The organism is Bradyrhizobium sp. 41S5 (genome assembly GCF_011516665.3).
GTDB lineage: Bacteria > Pseudomonadota > Alphaproteobacteria > Rhizobiales > Xanthobacteraceae > Bradyrhizobium > Bradyrhizobium quebecense.
On the sequence record NZ_CP083721.1, the window covers coordinates 6,148,242 to 6,168,346 of the forward strand.

Here is a 20,105-nt window from a genome sequence, read left to right on the forward strand (position 1 = left end):
GTCGCCCGCGCACAGAGGCGACCTCACAACTCCCGCATTTCCTGCGTTGAACTAGAGCGCCGCCAGCACGGCCTTCGCGACATCAGCGGTGCCGTTGCTGCCGCCGAACTCGAACGGCTTGATACCGCCGGCATAGACCTTGTCGACCGCGCGCTCGATGCTTGCGGCAGCTTCAGCAGCGCGCTCGAGGCCATGCTTGTCGGCGAGCCAGTCCAGCATCATCGCAGCCGACAGGATCATCGCAGTCGGGTTGGCCTTGCCCTGCCCCATGATGTCGGGCGCCGTGCCGTGACACGGCTGGAACACCGCGTAGCGGTCGCCGATGTCGGCCGACGGCGCCATGCCCATGCCGCCGATCAGACCGGCGGTGAGATCGGACAGGATGTCGCCGAACATGTTCTCGGTCACCATGACGTCGAAGTCCCAGGGGCCCTTCACCAGCGCAGCCGCAGCCGCGTCGATGTAGAGATGGTCAGCCCTGACGTCAGGATGACGCTTCGCGGTCTCGTCGAAGATGCTCCGGAAGAATGCGAACGCCTTGAACACGTTCGCCTTGTCGACGCAGGTCAGCCCGCCGCCGACGCGACCGCGCGCCTTGCGGCGTTCGGCAAGCCGGAACGAGAACTCGAACAGTCGCTCGGAAGTCCGGCGCGTGATCACCATGGTCTCGCGCGCCTCGCTGTCGGTGACGACGCCCTTGCCCATCGAGGCGAACAGGCCCTCGGTCGATTCCCGGATCACGACGAGGTCGATGCCCTTCTGATCGGCACCGACGATCGTGCTCGGCACGCCCGGGATCAACCGCGCGGGCCGCACGCCGGCATAGAGATCGAAGATCATCCGCAACTCGATCTGCGGCGCGATCTCGGTGTTGTCGGGGTAGCGCACCGACGGCAGGCCGCAGGCCCCGAGCAGGATCGCATCAGCCTCCTCGCACAGCCGGACCGTGCTCTCCGGCATCGACTTGCCGGTCTCCTTGTAATGGCCAGCGCCGGCCGGCGCCTCGGTGAAGCGGAATTTGAGGCCGGCCGAGGCCTCGATCTTGCGCAGCACTTCGAGCGCCGGCGCCATCACCTCGGGACCGATGCCGTCGCCACCGAGAACTGCGATGTGGAGTGCGTCGTTGGCGGACATGCGGATTCCTCAAGACGTCCGGGGAAAGAGCCACCTGTTATTGCGAGGAGCGAAGCGACGAAGCAATTCATGTCTCAGCAAGCGGAGGGGTGGATTGCTTCGCTTCGCTCGCAATGAGATTACGGCGTCAGCACGGCGCGGCCGACCAGCTGGCCCTTCTGCAGATTGGTCAGCGCCTCGTTCGCCTTCGCCAGCGGCATCGGCGTGACCGGGATCGCCGGAATCTTCTTGGTCCGCACCAAGTCGAGCAGCTCCTGCGTCTCGCGCAGATTACCGACATAGCTGCCCTGGATGGTGACCGCCTTGATCGGGATCAGCGGCAGCGCCCAGGGTGCGCCACCGCCGAACAGGCCGACCATCACGAGCTTGCCGCCCTTGGTCAGGCAGTCGAAGCCGAGCTGCGCGGTCTGGGCGTTGCCGACCAGATCGATCGCGGCGCGGATCGGCTGACCCGCCTTCTTGATGAGCTGCTCCAGCGCGTCGGGCGCCTTGCCGTCGACGGTGGCGAGTGCACCGGCGGCCTCGGCCGCCTCGCGCTTCCTGGCGTCGATATCGACCACGATCGCGCCCTTGCCGCCCATCGCCTTCAACAGCGAGAGCGCCATCAGGCCGAGGCCGCCGGCGCCGAAGATCACGATCGGCGTGTCGAGATCCTTCTCGACCTTCTTCAGCGCACTGTAGGTCGTGACTCCAGAGCAGGCGTAAGGCGCCGCCGTAACCGGATCGAGCCCCTTGAGGTTGAGCAGATATTTCGGATGCGGCACCGTCATGTGATCGGCATAGCCGCCGTCGCAATAGACGCCGAGCGCATTCGGCTTGATCGCGCACATGTTCTCGTCGCCGCCGAGGCAGGTCGGGCATTTGCCGCAGCCGAGCCACGGATAGGCCAGCGTGACATCGCCGACCTTGAGGCCGCCCTTGTCGGCGTCCTTCACATCCGGCCCGAAGGCTATGATCTCGCCGACCGTCTCGTGGCCCATCGTGCGCGGCAGCGAGACGCCGCGGTCCTTCAGCGACAGCGGCTTGCGGCCATGGCCGAGATCATAACCGCCCTCCCAGATGTGCAGGTCGCTGTGGCAGACGCCGGCGGCCTTCACCTTGATCAGCACCTGCGTACCGGACGGCTGCGGCGTCGGCTGATCGACCTCTTTCAAGGGGGCATTGAAATCGACGACCTGGAAACTCTTCATCGCTGTTCTCCCGAAGCTTGTTCTTGACGCTGACCTTGCCACGCCTGCCCGCCCGGGACAAACGCTCACGACCCCACTTTCGAGCAAGCCGCCATGCAGCCCGCTCGAAAGGGAAGGCCTATTCAGATCAGCGGATGATGGCAAGCCGCGAACTGGCCCGGCGCAACCAGACGCAGTTCCGGCACCTCGCCGGCACAGCGCGCATCGGCCCGCGGGCAGCGGGTGCGAAAGCGGCAGCCCGAGGGCGGCGCGATCGGCGACGGCGGCTCGCCGACCGGCACGCTCTGGGTCGGGCGGACATCCGGATCGGGCACCGGGATCGCTTCGATGAGCAGCGCGGTATAAGGATGCGCCGGCTGTGCAAACAGCTGCTCCGACGGACCAACCTCGCAGAGCCGGCCGAGATACATCACCGCGACGCGATCCGAGACCGCCTTCACCACGGCGAGGTCGTGGGCGATGAACAGCAGGGTCAGGCCGTAACGTGCCTTCATCTCCTCCAGCAGATTGAGGATCTGCGCACGGATCGAGACGTCGAGCGCGGACACCGGCTCGTCGCAGATCACAAATTCCGGATTGAGCACCAGCGAGCGGGCGATGCAGATGCGCTGGCATTGTCCGCCGGAGAATTCGTGCGGCAGGCGCCCGCTTACCAGCGCGGGATCGAGGCCGACCGCCGACAGCGCCTCGCTGACGCGCCGCCGGCGTTCCTCGGGATCCTTGACGCCCGCGATCACCAGCGGCTCGGCGACGATGTCGCCGATCCGCCGCCGGGGATTGAGCGAGGCAATCGGGTCCTGAAAGATCAGCTGCACGCGGCGGCGCATCTTGCGCAGCGCCTCGCCCTTCAGGGTGGTGAGATCGTGGCCGTCGAACAGCACCTTGCCGGAGACGGCCTGGCGCAATTGCAGCACGGCGCGGCCGAGCGTGGACTTGCCGCAACCGGATTCACCGACCAGCCCCAGCGTCTCGCCGCGCGCGATCTCGAGGCTGACATCGGAGACGGCATGGATGGTCTTGCCCCCCACCGAATATTCGACGACGAGGTTTTCCACTTTCATCAGCGGATTGGATGCGGCCTGCAACATCATGCGCCACGCCCCGCCGCGATCGGATGGAAGCAGGCATAGAGATGCTCTAATGTCTCCGCCGGACTGAGCCGCGGCTTCTCCGTGCTGCAGCGCCCGGCGGAATAGCGGCAGCGCGGCGAGAACGAGCAGCCCTTCAGCGGCCGGGTTGGATCGGGCGGCCGTCCCGAAATCGCCGGCAGCGGCGTATGCGGCGGTACGTCGAGCTTCGGCAGCGCGGCGAGCAGCGCCTCGGTGTAGGGCATCCGCATCTGCTTGAACAGGGCCGGCGTCGGCGCGCGCTCGACGACACGCCCCGCATACATCACCGCGACCTCGTCGGTGCGGCCGGCGACCACGCCGAGGTCATGCGTGATGATGATCATCGCCATATGACGGCGCTGCTGCTCGCGTGCCAAGAGATCGAGGATCTGTGCCTGGATCGTGACGTCGAGCGCGGTGGTCGGCTCGTCCGCGATCAGGAGCTTCGGCTCGCAGGACAGCGCTACCGCGATCGCGACGCGCTGGCGCATGCCGCCGGACAGCTGGTGCGGATATTGCGTCAACCGCTGCTCGGGCGCGGGAATGCCGACCCCCGTCAGCAGTTCGATGCTGCGCTGCCTGGCCTGGGCCAGATCGAGCTCGAGATGCTCCTGGATAGTCTCGATCAGCTGGGTGCCGATGGTCAGCACCGGATTGAGCGAGGTCATGGGATCCTGGAACACGACGGCGAGCGAGCGGCCGCGTAGCTTGCGCAATTTCTCCGCCGGCAGCTTTGTCAGATCCTGCCCTTCGAACATCACGCGGCCGGACAGCTTGGCCTTCTTGGGTAGCAGTTGCAGGACGGCCCGCGACAGCATGGTCTTGCCGCAGCCGGATTCTCCGACAATGCCGAGCGTCCTGCCGGCGCCGACGGCGAGATCGACATGATCGACCGCCCGCAGATTGCCGCGCGGCGTCGGCAGGTCGACCACCGCGTTCTCGACCGAAAGCAGCGCTCCGCTCATAGCGCACCTTGCCTCGGGTCGGTCAGCGCGCGGATGGTGTCGCCGATCAGGTTGAAGGAGAGCACGGTCAGGAACATCGCAATCGCCGGAATGAAGGCGAGCTGCGGCGCCACATCGAGACTTTCGCGCCCCTCCCCAATCATGCTGCCCCAGCTCGAGATCGGCGGCGGCACGCCGAGGCCGAGGAAGGACAGCGAGCCCTCGACCACGATGGTGACGGCGACGCCGAGCAGGAAGAAGGCGAGCAACGGCAGCATTACGTTGGGCAGCAGCTCGCGCAGCAGGATTCGTGCATGCGTGGCGCCGAGCGCCTGCGCCGCGATGACGAATTCGCGCCGTGCCAGCGTCAGCGTCGACGCCCGCGCCACCCGCATGAAGGCCGGAATGCCAAGCACACCGAGGATGCAGGTCAGGTTGAAGATCGACTGGCCGAGAAAGGCGGTGACCGCAAGCGCCAGGATCAGCGGCGGGAATGCCAGCAGCACGTCCATGCCGCCGACCACGAAGGATTCGAAACGGCCGCGGAAATAGCCGGCGAGGATGCCGAGCGCGCCGCCGATGGTGACACCGATCATGGGTGCGCAAAGGCCGACGATCAGCGAGATGCGGGCGCCATAGATCAGCCGCGACAATTCATCCCGGCCGAGGCCGTCGGTGCCAAGCCAGTGCTCGGCCGAAGCCGGCGCCCGCCGCTCCAGCATGTCCATGTCGGTCGGGCTCGGCAGCGGCAGCAGGTCGGCGAAGATCGCGACCGCGAACACCAGCACCATCCAGCCGATCGCGCACCAGAACAGCATGCCGAGCCGGCGCCTGCGCCGCACCGGCGTCGCTTCGGTCTCGTCGAGGCTGAGCTCAAGCGTGGCCATGGCGGATCCTCGGGTCGAGCACGGCGTAAAGCAAGTCGACGATGAAGTTCATGATCACGAAGCCCGCCGCGACCAGCAGCACCACGCCCTGCAGGATGATGAGGTCGCGGGTATAGATCGCGCCGACCAGGAGACGGCCGATCCCGGGCAAGGCGAAGATCGTCTCGACGATCACGGCGCCGCCGATCAGGCGGCCGATATTGATGCCGGTGATGGTGACGAGCGTCAGCGACGACGGCTTCAGCGCATGCACGAACAGGATACGCGACGGCTTCAGGCCCTTGGCCTTGGCGAGCGCGATATAGTCCTCCTGAAGCGCCGCGATCATGTCGGAACGCAGCACGCGCATGATGCCCGGCCATTCCGCAAGCCCGAGCGTCAACGCCGGCAGCACCATGAAGCGCAGATTGGCGACCGGGTCCTCGGTAAACGGCACGTAGCCGGTCGCCGGCAGCCAGCGCAGCTCGACCGCAAACAAATAGATCAGCAGGATCGCGGACAGGAAGGTCGGCACCGACAGCAGTCCGAAGGCCGAGCCGGTCATGAAGCGGTCGAACGCGGAGCCCGCCTTGGCGGCGCAGGCGATCGCCAGCGGCACGCCGATCGCAAGCCCGATCAGCTCGGCGAAGATCATCAGCTCGAACGAGACCGGCACGCGCTCGCTGACCGCCTGCCACACGGTCTGCCCGGTGCGGAACGACCGTCCGAAATCGCCCTGCAGGATGTGCCACAGCCAGCCGAGATAGCGCAGCCAGATCGGCTGATCGAGACCCATGTCGTGACGCAGCGCCGCGACGTTTTCGGGCGTCGCCTGGTCGCCGAGGATCACATAAGCGAGATCGCCCGGCAGCAGCGACGCGATCACGAAGGTCAGCACCGAGACGGCGATCAGCACCGGCACCAGATAGAGGAGCCTGCGCGCGACGAAGAACAGCATGAAACGCTATTCCTTCCAGGCGTAGGAGACGTCGAGCACCCCGTTGAACATCTTCGGCACGCCCCTCACCTTCGCGCTCGAGATCGCGTAGTAGGTGTTCTGGAAGGTCCAGAACCAGATCGCCTCCTTGTTGATGAGACGGCTGATCGCGCAATAATCCTCGGTGCGCTTGGCAACATCGGCCGTGGTTCGCGCATGCTCGAGCAGCCGGTCGAGCTCCGGATCGGAGAAGTTCGCCAGTGCCACCGGGCTGCCGGTGTGGAAGTTGGCGTACATCTGCGGATCGGGATCGGCGAGATCGACGATGCGCCACGGCGTGAGCTGGAACTGGCGCATGAAGGCGCGCGGCACGATCGTGGCCTGGTCGATCTGCTCGATCTCCATGTTGGCGCCGACCCGCTTCCAGAGCTGCTGCAGCACTTGGCCGACGGTGCGGCCGCGCGGCGTTGCCGATACGATCATCTTGAAATCGACCGGCTTGCCGTAGTCCTTGAGCAAGGCCTTGGCCTTGTTGACGTCCTCCGGCAGCGCGCCGTCGTCCTTGCACTTGACCCAGGAGCCGTCGCCATAGGGATTGGTGGCCGGCCGCGCCAGGCCGTTGGTGATCGCCTGCGATATCTTCTTGCGGTCGAGTGCCATCACCAGCGCCTGGCGCACGCGGACATCGTCGAACGGCGCGGCCTTGGTATTGAACGCATAGACCTGCGCGCCGGAGCCCGCATAGGAATGCACGGTCAGGCTCTTGTCCTTCTGCGCCTTGACGATGTTGTCGGCGTCGTATTCATCGTCCCAGATGACGTCGGCCTCACCCGATTGCAGCGAGGCAAAGCGCGACTGCGCGTCCGGCAGCGGCTTGAGGATGATGCGGTCGAGATACGGCTTGCCCTTGTCCCAGTAGTCCGGGTTCTTCTCCAGCACCATACGGTCGCCGGCGTTCCAGGATTTCAGGATGTAGGGACCGGTGCCGACCGGGTTGCGATTGTAATCGTCGCCCTTGGTCTTCCACGCGGTCGGCGACTGCATCACGTTGTTGGAGCTCTGGATCGATTGCGTCGCCGGGAAGTTCACCGCCGGGTCGCTGAAATTGTAGCGCACCGTGAGGTCATCGACGACGTCCACGCTCTTGATGCTGGTAATGTAGAACGCGCAGCGGCACTTGTTGGCCGGATCCTTCTGGCGGTCGAAATTCTCCTTCACCGCCTGCGCATTGAACGGCGCGCCGTCGTGGAATTTGACGCCCGGCCGCAGCTTGATGGTCCAGGTCTTGAAGTCCTCGGAATGCTCCCACGACAGCGCGAGCTTCGGCTTCGGCTCGCCCTTCTCGTCGAGCGTCATCAGCGTGTCGAAGATCGCGGCTGCCGCGGTGTTGGCCGATGTATCGTAGACGCCGACCTTGAGCGGGTCGAAGCCCGGTATGTCCAGCTCCTGGCCGACGGTGAGCGTCCCGCCCTGCTTCTGCGCATGGGCCGGTGCAGCGAACGCCGCCGCACCCAATCCCGCCACAAGAAATATGCGCGCAACTGCGTGCGCGCGCCCGGCCAGCTTCATTGATGCTCCCTCCCGAATGGGCGACGTCCGGTGTTCCGGATCATCGTGTGTCGGAAGGCAGCTTGTCCGGAATCGCCGCGCGCGACAAGACCGTAAAACGGATGAAAAGCCGCAGGGCGATCACGATGCGATCTCGCAAGCTCGCATCACAATCTCATCGACCGCTCGAGCACAGACCTAGCTGCGCGCGGTCTTTGCCGGTTGCGCTGCGAAGCCCGCGATCTGGTCGTCGGACAGGCCGATCTCCTTCAGATAGGATAATGTGTGCTCGCCGAGCGTCGACATCCGCCTGGCCGCGCCGACCGCAGCACCGGACATCCGGAACGGCAGATTGAGCACCTTGAAGCTGCCACCGCCGTCCTCGACCTCGGCCAGTGCACCGCGATGGGCGATTTGCGGATCGGCGAGCGCCTCGCGCACGGTGCGATAGGCGGACGACGGCACGCCATATTCATTGAGCGCGGCAAGACAGGCCTGCGTGCTGACCGAGCGCGACCACGCCTCGACGCCTTCCATCAGATCCGCCCAGTTCTCCCGCCGATCGGAATATTTGGCGAAGCGCGGATCGGACACCCATTCGGGTCGGCCGATCACCTGCATCAGGTTCTGGAACGTCTTCTCGCTGGCGATCGCCACCATCACGTAACCGTCGGTGGTTTCGATCGGGCCGAACATCGGACGCTGGGTCTGCTTCACCTCGAATTGCGACCACTGCAACTCGTTCAGGGTCAGGCTCAGCATCGATTCCAGCATCGAGACATCGATATGCTGGCCCTTGCCGCTGGCGGTGCGCTGATAGAGCGCAGCCGAGATCGCGCCGAAGGCATAGACCCCGGTCAACACGTCGGCGTGATAGATGCCGCAATAATCCGGCCGGCTGCGGCCCGGCTGGTAGGCGAGATGCGCCATCTCGTAGCCTGAAGCGGCATGGATCACCGGCGCGTAGGCCGGCAATTCCGCCGACGGGCCGGTCTGGCCGTAGCCGGAGATCGAGCAGAAGATCAGCTTCGGATTGATGTCGCGGATCGAGGCATAGTCGAGCTTGAGCCGCCGCATCACGCCCGGGCGGAAATTCTCCACCAGCACGTCGGCGGTCGCGATCAGCCGGCGCACGGCTTCGACGCCGGCCGGCGACTTCAGGTCGAGCACGAGGCTGTTCTTGCCGATATTGAGCTGGCCGAACGCCGTCGAGCAATGGTTGCGCACCGGCGGCCGCGTCCGCATCGTCTCGCCCTCGGCGGGCTCGATCTTGATCACCTCTGCGCCCATGTCGGCGAGCATCCGCGTGCAATGAGGTCCGGCGATCGTGGTCGAAAAATCGAGCACGCGAAGGCCGTCAAAGCCCCGTGTCAAATTCCCCTCATCGTCGGCGGCTATTGTCGTTGCCAAGGCTTCCTCCAGCTTCGTCGTTGCCGTTGTTCGGCGTCGCGAGACCCTAAAGTGAGCCGCCCTGACAGGAAAGCGTCTCGTCCAGACCGGGACCGCGGGCCGTCTTGCATTTTACTCAAAGGCAGATTGGACCCGATCTTGCATAAGCCCTGTCACGGGCTGGAACGAGGGCGCTTGTTGAAGGTCTTATTCGTCACGACGGAGATGGACGATTTCGTCCGCGTGGGCGGGCTCGGTGCCGTTTCCGCCGCACTTCCCCGGGCGCTCCGCTCCTGGAGCGACGTCAGGATCATGCTTCCAGGCTATCGGGACGTCGTCGAACAGTTCACTCACATTGAAATCGTTGGACAATGCGCAGCCCTCGCCGAGATGCCGGCCTGCACGCTCGGGCGCGCATCGACCAAAGACGGGCTGCCGGTGTACGTGCTGCTATGTCCGCAGCTCTATGACCGGCCGGGCAATCCCTATGGCGATGAGTCCGGCCGCGACTGGCCCGACAACGACATTCGCTTCGGCCGCTTTGCCTCCGCCGCTGCCGAACTTGCAGCCGGAACGCTGGACAAGAATTGGGCAGCGGACCTCGTTCACGCCAACGACTGGCAGGCGGCGCTCACACCCGCCTACCTCGCATGGCGCGAGGCGCGGATTCCGTCGATCCTGACCATCCACAATCTCGCCTATCAGGGCCTGTTTCCGCGGGACTCGCTGCGGCGGATCGGCGCACCGGAAAGCTCATTCCACATCGACGGGCTGGAGTTCTACGACAAGCTGTCCTTCCTCAAAGGCGGCCTCGTCTACGCCTCGCATCTGACCACGGTCAGCGCGACCTATGCGAGGGAGATCACGACCGCGGAGCTCGGCTGCGGGCTGGAGGGCCTGCTGCGCGTGCGCTCTGACGCCGACCAGCTGACCGGCATCCTCAACGGCATCGACGAGAGCTGGGACCCCCGCCACTGCGCGCAGCTCGCCCAGCCGTTCGGCGCCGGCGACTGGAAGGGCAAGCAGGCCAACGCCGACTATGTCCGCCGGCAGTTCGGCCTTGCGGTCTCGCGCGGGCCGATCTTCGGCCTGGTCGCGCGGCTCGTGCATCAGAAGGGCGTCGACCTCGTGCTGTCGGCCGCCGACGAGATCATCAGGGACGGCGGACAGATCGTCGTCACCGGCAGCGGCGAGCCCGCGATCGAGGACGCGCTGGTGGCCGCGCATCGGCGCCGGCCCGACGCGATCGGCGTCATCATCGGCTTCAATGATGCGCAGGCGCGCCGGATCTTCGCCGGCAGTGATTTTACCTTGATGCCGTCGCGCTTCGAACCCTGCGGCCTCAGCCAGATGTATGCGCAGCGCTTCGGCTCGTTGCCGATCGGCCACCAGACCGGCGGGCTTGCGGAGACCATCGCCGACGGCGAGACCGGCTTCCTGTTCACACAGCCATCGGCGGAATCCTTCCTCGGCGGTGTCAGGCGCGCGTTCGACGCCTATCGCGCCAAGGATCGCCTCAACGCCATGCGCGCCAGCGCGATGGCCAAGTCCTACAGCTGGGACCTGTCAGCCGCCTGCTACGGCGCGCTGTACAAGAAACTGATCATGCCGCGGGCGTCGGCGTAGGGCACCCGCCTCGCAGGCTTGTGAAGTCACCACGCTGGCATCCCAGCCGCTTTGTGACATTCGGCCTGCGCCACCGAACCCATTCGTGCGATCATGTCCGCGCCCATGGCCTTCTGCCTGGACGATCGCGCACACATAAAATTGGCAATGATGGACTTTTTGCAAAACCCAATTGCGATGGAGGAACATCATGGACGTCAACGAGGAGCGTCTTAATTCATTCATGGGAAAGATGATTGGCGATGTCGGCGCGGCGATGAACGCCTCGCTGATGCTGCTGGGCGACAAGCTCGGGCTCTACAAGGCCCTCGCGCAGCAAGGACCGATGAATGCGGCGGCGCTGGCCAAGGCGACAGGAACGGCCGGACGTTACGTTCAGGAATGGCTCTCCGCGCAGGCCGCTTCCGGTTACGTCGAGTACGACAGCGCCACCGGAAAGTTCTCGATGCTGCCCGAGCAGGCGCTCGCGCTCGCCGACGAGGACAGCCCGGTCTTCCTCGGCGCCGTCGGGAGTCTTGTCGGCGCGACGTTTCTCGACGAGCCGAAAATTACCGACGCGTTCAAGACCGGCAAGGGCGTCGGCTGGAACAAGCGCAGCGAGTGCCTATTCTGCGGCACGGCCCGGTTCTTCCGCACCAGCTACAGGCACTATCTGGTGCAGGAATGGCTGCCGGCGCTCGAAGGCGTCGTCGACAAGCTGAAGAAGGGTGCGGTTGTCGCTGACGTCGGCTGCGGCCACGGCGTCTCGACGCGGTTGATGGCGGAAGCGTTTCCGAAATCAACCTTCTACGGCTTCGACTATCATGAAGGCTCGATCCAGGCGGCGCGGATGGCTGCGAAGGAGGCGGGATTGTCGGACCGCGTCCATTTCCAGACGCATTCGGCCAAGGACTTCCCTGCCAACAAGTATGACCTGGTGTGCTTCTTCGATTGCCTGCACGACATGGGCGACCCGGTCGGCGCGCTCAAGCACACCCGCTCCACCCTCGCCGACGACGGCACCTGCCTGCTGATCGAGCCGTTCGCCAACGACCGGCTGGAGAACAACCTCAATCCGATCGGGCGCGTCTACTACGCAGCGTCGACCATGATCTGCACGCCGGCATCGCTGGACCAGGAGGTCGGGCTTGCACTCGGTGCGCAGGCCGGCGAGACCCGGCTGCGCGAGGTGGCGCGCCAGGGTGGCTTCTCACGCTTCCGCCGCGCGGCGGAAACGCCGTTCAACCTGATCCTGGAAGCTCGTCCGTAACAGCGCTCACGCGATCGGGCGGCGGTATCACACCGCCGTCCGACGCTCAGAGTGCGGTCTGATCCTTTGGCCGCGTCCTGCTACCAGTCCTGTTGCGATTGCCAGTAGTACTGGCCGCCGCGCCGGCGCGGATTGGCGGACTGAGGATTGCCATAATACGGGGAGCCGTACTGGGTCGGCGCCTGAGGATTGCCGTATTGGGGATAGCCGTACTGGGTGCCAGACTGGGGATTCCAGCTGCGCTGAGAAAAGAAGCCGAAACCGTCCCCGTCCCCGCTCGCAACCATGTCGTCGGTTTCCATCGGCCGGGTCGGCTTGCGTGTGATGAAACCGCCCTGGGGCTGGTTGCTCAGCACGGCAACGAACTCGGTGCGGTAGTTGGTCTCGGCGCTCAGCGGCTCGTCCGAGATGATGATCGACGAGCGCGGCACGGCGGTCGGCGCGATGCGATCCAGCACATCCTGCGGGATGGTGACGCGGTCGAGCGCGTCCTTGGCGTTGTCACCGTCGTCGATCGTCACCTCGGTCCAGCGCAGGCCGGTATCGTTGCGCGCCATCGCCGTGAAGATATGCGTGCCGATCGGCTGGTCCGGATCGCGAATCGTGACGGGAACCTCGATGCTTGAATCGAACACCTCGCCGCCATCCGCCCATGGTTTATGGGTGTTGCGCCGGACATAGAGCTTCTGCGTCGCGCGGCTGATGTAGACAGAGACCGGCTCGAGCGCGAGCTTCGCCTCGGTCGCCGCCTTCTGGGTGTCGGCCTTCTTGGTCTCGGCCGCCTTGGCGGCGTCCTTCGCCGCTGCCGCGGCGTCGAGCTTCGGCTTGGCGTCGCTCTGGGCCGCCTCGAACTGCGTCGTCGCTTCCGCGGCCTTGGCGGCGGCCTTCTGCTTCAAATCCTCGGCGCGCGCCTTGGCCTGGTCGGTCTTGGCATTGGCGAGCGTCTTGTCGGCGAACGCAAGCTCGGCGTCGGCACGGGTCTTGGCCCTTTCCAGCTTGCGCAATGATGCCGGCGTGAACTGTGCAGCTTCCTTGGTCGCGGCCGCGGAAGCCTTCTTGGCCTCGTCGGCCAGCCTGGCGGCATCCGCGGCTTCGCGGGACAGCGTTTCGGCACGTGCCGGAGCAGCCGCGATGGCCTGGGCGTTCGGCACGAACAGCGCGGGGTGGGTGAAATCGACCGGCGCCGGGTCGTTCGGCGCGATGATCACCCGCATCCCGATTCGCGTCCTGTCGAACAGCTTCTCGGCGAAGTCATAGGGCATCCGCACGCAGCCGTGCGAGGCCGCATAGCCGGGCAGCGGGCCGCCATGCAGCGCGATGCCGTTCCAGGTGATGCGCTGCATGTTCGGCATCCAGGCATCGTCATAGAGGGTCGAGTGGTGGTCCTTGTCCTTCTCGATCAGCGCAAAGACGCCGGCCGGGGTCTCCCGTCCCTTGACGCCGCTCGACACCGGCGCGCGGTAGATCCAGCCGTCGGCGTCGTAGAAGGTCACCTTCTGGGCCTTGATCGACACGATCGCCATGATCGGCTCGCCCGCGGCACGCGGCGCGGTCGCCTCGACCGGTGCCGCAGGGCGCTGCTGCTTTGCCGCGACGCCGCCGGTCAATGACGCAAGTGTGACCATCGCAGCGAAGGTCACAAAGGCGGGAGGCCCCCAACGCCGCATCGCTCGGGTGATTTGCGCCGTCGTCGTTCGATTTATCATGCCATTCCTCGGTCGAAATGCCTGCCCGCGCTGCGTCGATCCCTACCAGATCACGATTTTGGATTGATTAATCCACGGGACTATCGGCTCGTTCCGCCAGCAAATCACTCATATATGACGGCGCATGCATGAGGAAGGGTGCCGCGGGGCCAAACCTGCCTGCGTCATGCCGTCCGCCGCGTCTCCGGCATCACCAGCCAGATCACGAACAGCCCCAGCGCGGCGACGCCAGCCAGGCCCATGAAGGCGGTGCTGCTGCCGAGCTTGTCGCTGACATAGCCGGCCAGCACCGTGCTGAGCGACGCGCCGATACCGACCGCGGTTCCGACGATGCCCTGCGCCAGGTTGAAATGGCCGCTGCCGAACGCCACGTCGGCCACGATCAGCGGCACCATGACGCTGAAGATCGCCGCGGTGATGCCGTCGAAGACCTGCACCATGACCAGCAGATAGGGATCCCGCACCGTTGCGAACAACAGGCCGCGGATCACCAGCGAGGCGAATGCGATCAAGAGCAGCGGCCGCCGGCCCCAGGCCTGGGCCTTGCGGCCGACCGACGGCGAGCACAGCGCGACGATCGCCTGCGGCACGATGATGCAGGCCGCGATCAGAACCGGCGCCCATTGACTCGACCGTGACGTCACCACGCCCGCCATCAGCGGCAGCATCGCGGCATTGGCGAGCTGGAACAGCATCATCGCGCCGGCAAAGATCAAGAGCGACCGCTGTCGCACCAGACCGACGATACTGGTCGCTCGTTTGTCGGGAACCTCGCGCTTCACCTCACCATGGGCCTGCGCGATGTCGATCTCCCGCTCGCGGATCCGCGCCAGCGACAGCAACGTCGGGATCGCGAGCATGAAGGTCACGAGAAACACCGAACGGCTCGACAAGAAATAGCCGCAGGCGCCCATCAGCGCCGCGGCCGAGCCGCTGCCGAGCGAAGCGAAGCGCGCATTGCGGCCGAGCCGCTCGCCGATCGCCGCCGGCCCGACCAGGCCGAGGCTGATCGCGGCGATCGCCGGACCCAGCACGCAGCTTGCGAGCGCGTGTAGTGTCGCGGCGAGCGTCACCACCGGAAAGATTGGCCAGAGCGCGTAGGCCAGCGCGGCGGCGCCGATGGCGGCCACCGCCCAGCCCGCGACGACCCGCTCCGAGCGCGCCGCATCGACGATCGCGCCGCCGGGCACCTGGCCCAAGAGGCCGATGATGCCGCCGATCGAGAGCACGAAGCCGATCTCGACCTGGGTCCATTTCTGCGTCGTCAGGTAGACCGCGATGAACGGGCCGAAGCCGGTTTGCACGTCGGCCAGGAAGAAGATGAACCAGTCGAGCCCGCGCTGGCTTTCGAGCGACGGCGCTCGTGGTTCCTCCGGACCGGGCCGATCAGGCACGAGCGGCACAATTTTGGTGCCGCCGGCTGATCGCTCGCCACGACCGTCGCCAACCGTCTCGAAAGAAGAGTTCGGACGCGCGACCAGCTTGAGCCCCCTAATGCTCGTAATCCCATGGATGGAGATTGCCGGCCGCGCCCAGCACGATCAGCGGCGTATCTTCCTTGTATTCCGGCGCAGCGCTGACCTGCTGCTTGTTCAGGTCCAACGTGATGCTATCGCTCTTGCTGGAAACGCCGGCGAAACGCAGTGCGTTCCAGTCGACCACGATCTTGCGGCTGCCGACGCCGAGGAAGCCGCCGAAATCGATCACGGCGGCACGGACCTTGCCGTCGCGGTCGACGATGACGTCGACGATGCGGCCCATGTCCTCATTGGCGGAACTGCGCACGTCGCGCCCGAGAATGCCGTGCGCATCGCGCGCGCCGATCACGGTCACCGAAGGCGGCGGCGACTGCTCCTTGGACGGTTCCTTGGCCTGCTCCTTCGGTGCAGCGGCTGCTGGCGGCGCAGGAGTTGCTGGCGGCGCCTGGGCTTCGTCGTCGGCGGCGCGAACCCCCGCGCATGTCAGCAGCACCGCTCCAACCAGCATCACCATGATCCTCGGACGCATATACCTCTCCCCGCGATTTCGCGCGCGCGTGCCGTGCGACAACGCTCAATGCGTCAGCACGATCGACACCTGGATCTGGCCGCGCGTGCGCAACACTTCGAGTGACACCTCGCCGTCGTGGCGGCGCAGCCGCAAATCGACGCTGGACGCGCCGAGCCTGAGGTCGCGCAGCACCACGTCGTTGAGGAATTCCGGCAGCCGCGGATCGCGCAAGCGGATCTCGCCGCGCCCGATGTCGAACTCAAGCCCGAGCGCGGCCTCCAGCAGCGTGAACGGCGTCGCGCTGGCCCAGGCCTGCGGTGCGCAGGCCACCGGATAAAGCACCGGGCCGCGCCGGCGCTCGCGGCGGAAGCCGCAGAAAAGTTCGGGCAGCCGCCGCAGTTCCATATAGCTCGCGGCATCGAACAGGCCCTTGAACAGATGCGCGACCGAATGCTTCAGGCCGTAGCGGGCAAATCCGAGTGCGATCAGCGCATTGTCATGCGGCCAGATTGAGCCGTCGTGATAGGACATCGGGTTGTAGCGCGCTTCGCCTACGGCGACGGTGCGGATGCCCCAGCCCGAGAAGAATTTCGGGCTCATCAGGTCGGCGGCAACCCGCCGCGCACGGTCTTCCCGCACTATGCCGGAAAACAAGGTTTGTCCGGCATTCGATGTACGCACCTTGCACGGCTGCTTGGCGCCATCGAGCGCGAGCGCATAGGTGCCGAGCTCCTCGCACCAGAACGCCGCCTCAAACCGCTCGCGCAGCCGCTCGGCCTCGGCATCGAGCCTCAAAGCCTTGTCCGCGAAGCCGAGCTTGCGCGCCGCACGGGCGGCAAGCTGCTTGCCGGCGAACACATAGCCCTGCACTTCAGCCAGCGCGATATTGCCCTCGGCGAGTGTGCCGTCGGCGTGGAAGATGGCGTCAAAGGAGTCTTTCCAGCCCTGGTTCCGCAGCCCTTCCTCGGTGGCGCGCTGATACTCGACGAAACCGTCGCGATCGGGATCGCCCGGGCCGTCGATCCATTGCAACCCCGCCTCCACCGCCGGCCACAACTCACGCAACGTCTCAACGTCGCCGGTGCGCTCCAGATAGAGCCCGGCCAGCAGCACGAACAGCGGGGTCGAATCGACGCTGCCGTAGTAATGCGCGAACGGCACCTCGCGCAGCGCGGCCATCTCGCCGCCGCGCATCTCGTGCAGGATCTTGCCCGGCGCGGCATCGGACAGCGGATCGACCGCCTTGGCCTGGAACAGCGCGAGCCGCTTCAACACGCCCTTGGCGATCCGCGGATCGACCCACAGCATCTGCAGCGCCGTGATCAGCCCGTCGCGGCCGAACGTCGTCGAATACCAGGGGATGCCGGCATAGGGATAACGGCCCTGCGGCGTCTCCGTCATCAGCATGTTGAGGTCGGCCATCGCCTGGCACAGCACCTCGTTGAAGATGTTGTTCGAGGTCTCGATGCAGGCCGCACCGGCCGTCGAATTTCGCATCTCCCGGCGATGCGCCAGCAGCCCGCGGAAGAACGGCACCGGCTTCTGCATGATCGGCTTGTTGCAGGACACCGCCACGAACAGCGACGTCACCTGCCCCGGCTCAAGCTCGAAATGATAGGTCGCGGCGTTGACCGCCAGCCGCGTCGGCCGCGGATCGAAATGCAGCGCCGTGATCCGCGTCTGCTCGTCGAGGCCGCAATATTCCAGCACGACGTCGGTCGGGCCCAGCAGCTTGCTCGAGCCGATGCCACGCCGCGGCCGCCGCTCGCCGCGCACCTCGAACAGGTCAGCAAAATCATTGTCGAACAGCAACGTGAGATCGAAGCTCGCGGCATCATCGCCGTGGTTCTGCAGGCCGATGCGCTGATAGGCGGTGCCCCGCCACAGGAAGATCGAGCGCACGATGTGCAGCGTGTCCTTCTGCAAGGTCAAGCGGCCGTCGCGATAGACGTCGGAATTGGTGAGATCGACCGTCAGTGCCGAATTGTCGTCGCGCATGTTGGAGCCGAGCAGGAGCGGCTGTACGTCCTCCAGTACCATTTCCAGCCGCGCGAGGTAGCGCGTATCGGCATTGAACAGGCCGTCCGGGCCGCCGGCCGAGGCGCCGATATCGCCATGGCTGTCGAGCACGATGAAGGTGTCGTCATGCTTGAGCGAGCGCCGCGGCCGCGCCGCGGGCCCGGTCATCGGAATGTAGAACGGCGATTCGGCGACGTGCTCAGTGATGCGAGCAGTGATGATCTGCGTGACGACGTCAGCTGCCATCTGAACCTCTGGCGACTTTGCTAGCTTGAAGCTTGGCCCGTATCTCGGCTCGAACGAACGCACCGGAACGCAACAACGCGCTTGATGACGCGGAGTCAGGCCGCGCTGGTGGAGAGGCGGCCCATTTCGCGCGCGATCAGGTCGCGGTAGGGACCCCTTCCCTTCACGAGGATATCGGGCGGACCGTCCTCGACGATCCGGCCGCCCTGCAGCACGAGCACGCGGTCGAAGCTGCGCAGCGTCGCGAGGCGGTGCGCGATCGCCACCACCGTACGCCCGCGCATCAGCCGCGACAATGCCTCGCGAATCGCCTCCTCGGAGTCCGCATCGAGCGCCGCCGTGGCCTCGTCGAGCAGCAGGATCGGGGCGTCCTTCAGGAAGGCGCGCGCGATCGCGATCCGCTGGCGCTGGCCGCCCGAGACCTTGACGCCGCGGTCGCCGACGATGGTGTTCATGCCCTCGGGCAAGGTCTCGATGAAGTCGCAGCGCGCCGCGATCGCCGCCCGCCGCACCTCGTCGTCGGTGGCATCCGGCCGGCCGTAACGGATGTTCTCCAGGATCGAACGGTGGAACAAGGAAATATCCTGCGGCACCACCGAGATCGCCGCGCGCAGGCTCTGCTGGGTGACGCGGGAGATGTCCTGGCCGTCGACCGTGATGTTGCCCTGCTCGACGTCGTAGAAGCGCTGCAGAAGGGTAAACAGTGTTGACTTGCCGCCGCCGGACTGGCCGACCAGGCCGACCCGCTGTCCGGGCTGGATGCGCAGGCTGAAACGCTCGAACACCTGCAAGCCGCCGGGATAGCGGAACGAGACATTGTTGAAGGCGATCGCCGCGCCGCTCTTCACCAGCACCTCGGCTTCCGGATGATCCTTCAGCTCGTGCGGCTGCAACAGCGTCGCCAACGCCTCGGTGAGGCGGGCAACATGCTGGGTGACGTCGACCAGCGCAACGGCAAGATCGCGGGTGGCGCTGAGGATCGAGATGCCGAGGGTGCAGACCAGCACGACGTCGCCGGTGGTCGCTGCGCCCTGCTGCCAGAGATTGAGAGCCCAGGCCAGCATCGCGATCGTCAGAATGACGGTCACGGCAGCGTGAACGAGGCGGAGCTTTTCGAGATAGCGCAGGGAACGGCCGCGCGCGACGAGTTCTCGATTGACTGTCGCGTCGAAGCGGTCGTGCTCATAGCCGAGGCCACAGAACGCGCGGACCAGCGGCAGATTGTTGATGACGTCGACCATTTCGCCATCAACGGCCGCCGCCCTGTTGGCGAAATCGTCATGCAGCGGCCTGCCGGCGGCCGCCATGCGGAACATGGCCACCACCATGGTTCCCGCGATCAGGATCAGCACTGCTGACATTGTCACGCTAACGGTTCCAACCAGGGTGATCGCCGCGAAGGTCGCGATGCAAGGCGGCAACACATTCCATACGAACATGTTCTCGACGGTGTAGACCGCGTTCGACGTCGCCGTGATCCGGCTGGTCAGCATGCCCGGCAGCCGGTCCGTGAAATAGCTCGGCGCGTGGCCGGTGAGATGGCGGAACATATCGCGGCGAAGATCGCCGCTGACGCTGACGAAGGTGTAGCTCGCGGTCCAGCTCGCGATCCGCCACAGGAAGTTGTCGGCTGCGATCAGCGACATGAGCAGGGCGAATGCCAGCCATACGCCATTCGCGGACGATGGTCCGGCCGACAAGGCATCGACCAGGTTCTTCACGCCGTATTGCGTGCCTACCGAGCAGGCAACCGCCGCGACGACGGCCGACAAGATGACGACATGCGACGGAAGCCGCCGACGCAGATAGCGCAGCACGAAGGGAAGGGGGCGGTGCGCATAACCTGACAGATGGTCCATGACGTCCTGCAAAACCTGTTGAAGGTGAACGAGAAAGTTTTAGTCGAAGCTCTCGCGCACGATGACGTGAAGGGCGGCGGTGGGATCCATGATGCAGCCATCACTGCGCGACAATTTTGCAACGCTGGCGTCGGCAAAACCGTGTTGGAGCGAGATGGCATCAGCAAGACCACAGTGTGATGGAAGAAAGAAGCGGCAGATCTCCCACACCTAAGGAACCTCGCACGTGCGAGAACGTTCCCGTCCTTGGCATGTCGGTGCCATCAGAGGGCTGAGGGTTCATCCACATCGCAA

The 20,105-nt window shown here is 65.6% G+C and carries 16 protein-coding genes; 3 read left to right on the forward strand and 13 right to left on the reverse strand.

Translation table 11 applies throughout. The annotated features are described in order from the left end of the window. Positions 1–51: 51 nt before the first annotated feature. The 8 genes from HAP47_RS29610 to HAP47_RS29645 form a co-directional block, all read right to left on the reverse strand. The gene (locus HAP47_RS29610; RefSeq protein WP_173641551.1) at positions 52–1,134 is read right to left on the reverse strand and encodes an isocitrate/isopropylmalate dehydrogenase family protein; all 1,083 of its coding nucleotides are present in this window, start codon (positions 1,132–1,134) and stop codon (positions 52–54) included. A 119-nt stretch (positions 1,135–1,253) separates the two neighbouring features. Then, the gene (locus HAP47_RS29615) at positions 1,254–2,324 is read right to left on the reverse strand and encodes an alcohol dehydrogenase (RefSeq protein WP_173641550.1); all 1,071 of its coding nucleotides are present in this window, start codon (positions 2,322–2,324) and stop codon (positions 1,254–1,256) included. Between the two features lie 122 nt (positions 2,325–2,446). Continuing rightward, positions 2,447–3,415 (reverse strand): ABC transporter ATP-binding protein, encoded by a 969-nt coding sequence (locus HAP47_RS29620; protein WP_173641549.1) that lies wholly within the window; start codon positions 3,413–3,415, stop codon positions 2,447–2,449. Next, the gene (locus HAP47_RS29625) at positions 3,412–4,398 is read right to left on the reverse strand and encodes an ABC transporter ATP-binding protein (RefSeq protein WP_173641548.1); all 987 of its coding nucleotides are present in this window, start codon (positions 4,396–4,398) and stop codon (positions 3,412–3,414) included. The genes HAP47_RS29620 and HAP47_RS29625 overlap by 4 nt, the downstream gene beginning before the upstream one ends. After that, complete coding sequence (locus HAP47_RS29630) at positions 4,395–5,264, reverse strand: ABC transporter permease (RefSeq protein WP_173641547.1); 870 nt, start codon at positions 5,262–5,264, stop codon at positions 4,395–4,397. The genes HAP47_RS29625 and HAP47_RS29630 overlap by 4 nt, the downstream gene beginning before the upstream one ends. After that, positions 5,251–6,201, reverse strand: coding sequence for an ABC transporter permease (locus HAP47_RS29635; RefSeq protein WP_173641546.1), 951 nt, complete (start codon positions 6,199–6,201; stop codon positions 5,251–5,253). Before HAP47_RS29635 ends, HAP47_RS29630 begins: the two co-directional genes overlap by 14 nt. A gap of 6 nt (positions 6,202–6,207) precedes the next feature. Continuing rightward, on the reverse strand, positions 6,208–7,749 hold the full coding sequence (locus HAP47_RS29640) for an ABC transporter substrate-binding protein (protein ID WP_173641545.1): 1,542 nt from the start codon (positions 7,747–7,749) through the stop codon (positions 6,208–6,210). 177 nt (positions 7,750–7,926) lie between these two features. Continuing rightward, a complete protein-coding gene (locus HAP47_RS29645) occupies positions 7,927–9,138 on the reverse strand; it encodes a CaiB/BaiF CoA transferase family protein (protein WP_210285340.1) in 1,212 nt (403 codons plus the stop codon). 204 nt (positions 9,139–9,342) lie between these two features. On the opposite strand from HAP47_RS29645, the gene glgA reads away from it, so the two are divergent. Beyond that, the gene (gene glgA / locus HAP47_RS29650) at positions 9,343–10,743 is read left to right on the forward strand and encodes a glycogen synthase GlgA (RefSeq protein WP_371821825.1); all 1,401 of its coding nucleotides are present in this window, start codon (positions 9,343–9,345) and stop codon (positions 10,741–10,743) included. Positions 10,744–10,933: 190 nt separating this feature from the next. Beyond that, entirely contained in the window at positions 10,934–11,992 is a 1,059-nt protein-coding gene (locus HAP47_RS29655) for a class I SAM-dependent methyltransferase (protein ID WP_173641543.1), read from the forward strand. Between the two features lie 80 nt (positions 11,993–12,072). Here the strand turns inward: HAP47_RS29655 and HAP47_RS29660 are convergent, their stop codons facing one another. The 5 genes from HAP47_RS29660 to HAP47_RS29680 all read right to left on the reverse strand — a co-directional run bounded on the left by HAP47_RS29660 (position 12,073) and on the right by HAP47_RS29680 (position 19,811). Next, positions 12,073–13,617 (reverse strand): L,D-transpeptidase, encoded by a 1,545-nt coding sequence (locus tag HAP47_RS29660; protein WP_231168461.1) that lies wholly within the window; start codon positions 13,615–13,617, stop codon positions 12,073–12,075. 245 nt (positions 13,618–13,862) lie between these two features. Continuing rightward, positions 13,863–15,092: an MFS transporter gene (locus HAP47_RS29665; RefSeq protein WP_371821677.1), complete on the reverse strand. Its 1,230-nt coding sequence runs from the start codon at positions 15,090–15,092 to the stop codon at positions 13,863–13,865. Positions 15,093–15,189: 97 nt separating this feature from the next. Then, entirely contained in the window at positions 15,190–15,705 is a 516-nt protein-coding gene (locus HAP47_RS29670) for a PRC-barrel domain-containing protein (protein WP_210285339.1), read from the reverse strand. Between the two features lie 45 nt (positions 15,706–15,750). Then, a complete protein-coding gene (locus HAP47_RS29675) occupies positions 15,751–17,952 on the reverse strand; it encodes an amylo-alpha-1,6-glucosidase (RefSeq protein WP_173641540.1) in 2,202 nt (733 codons plus the stop codon). Positions 17,953–18,047: 95 nt separating this feature from the next. Then, a complete protein-coding gene (locus tag HAP47_RS29680) occupies positions 18,048–19,811 on the reverse strand; it encodes an ABC transporter ATP-binding protein (RefSeq protein WP_173641539.1) in 1,764 nt (587 codons plus the stop codon). Between HAP47_RS29680 and HAP47_RS29685 the strand changes: the two genes are divergently transcribed. Then, positions 19,803–19,991: a hypothetical protein gene (locus tag HAP47_RS29685; RefSeq protein ID WP_173641538.1), complete on the forward strand. Its 189-nt coding sequence runs from the start codon at positions 19,803–19,805 to the stop codon at positions 19,989–19,991. The genes HAP47_RS29680 and HAP47_RS29685 overlap by 9 nt on opposite strands. Positions 19,992–20,105 lie beyond the last annotated feature (114 nt).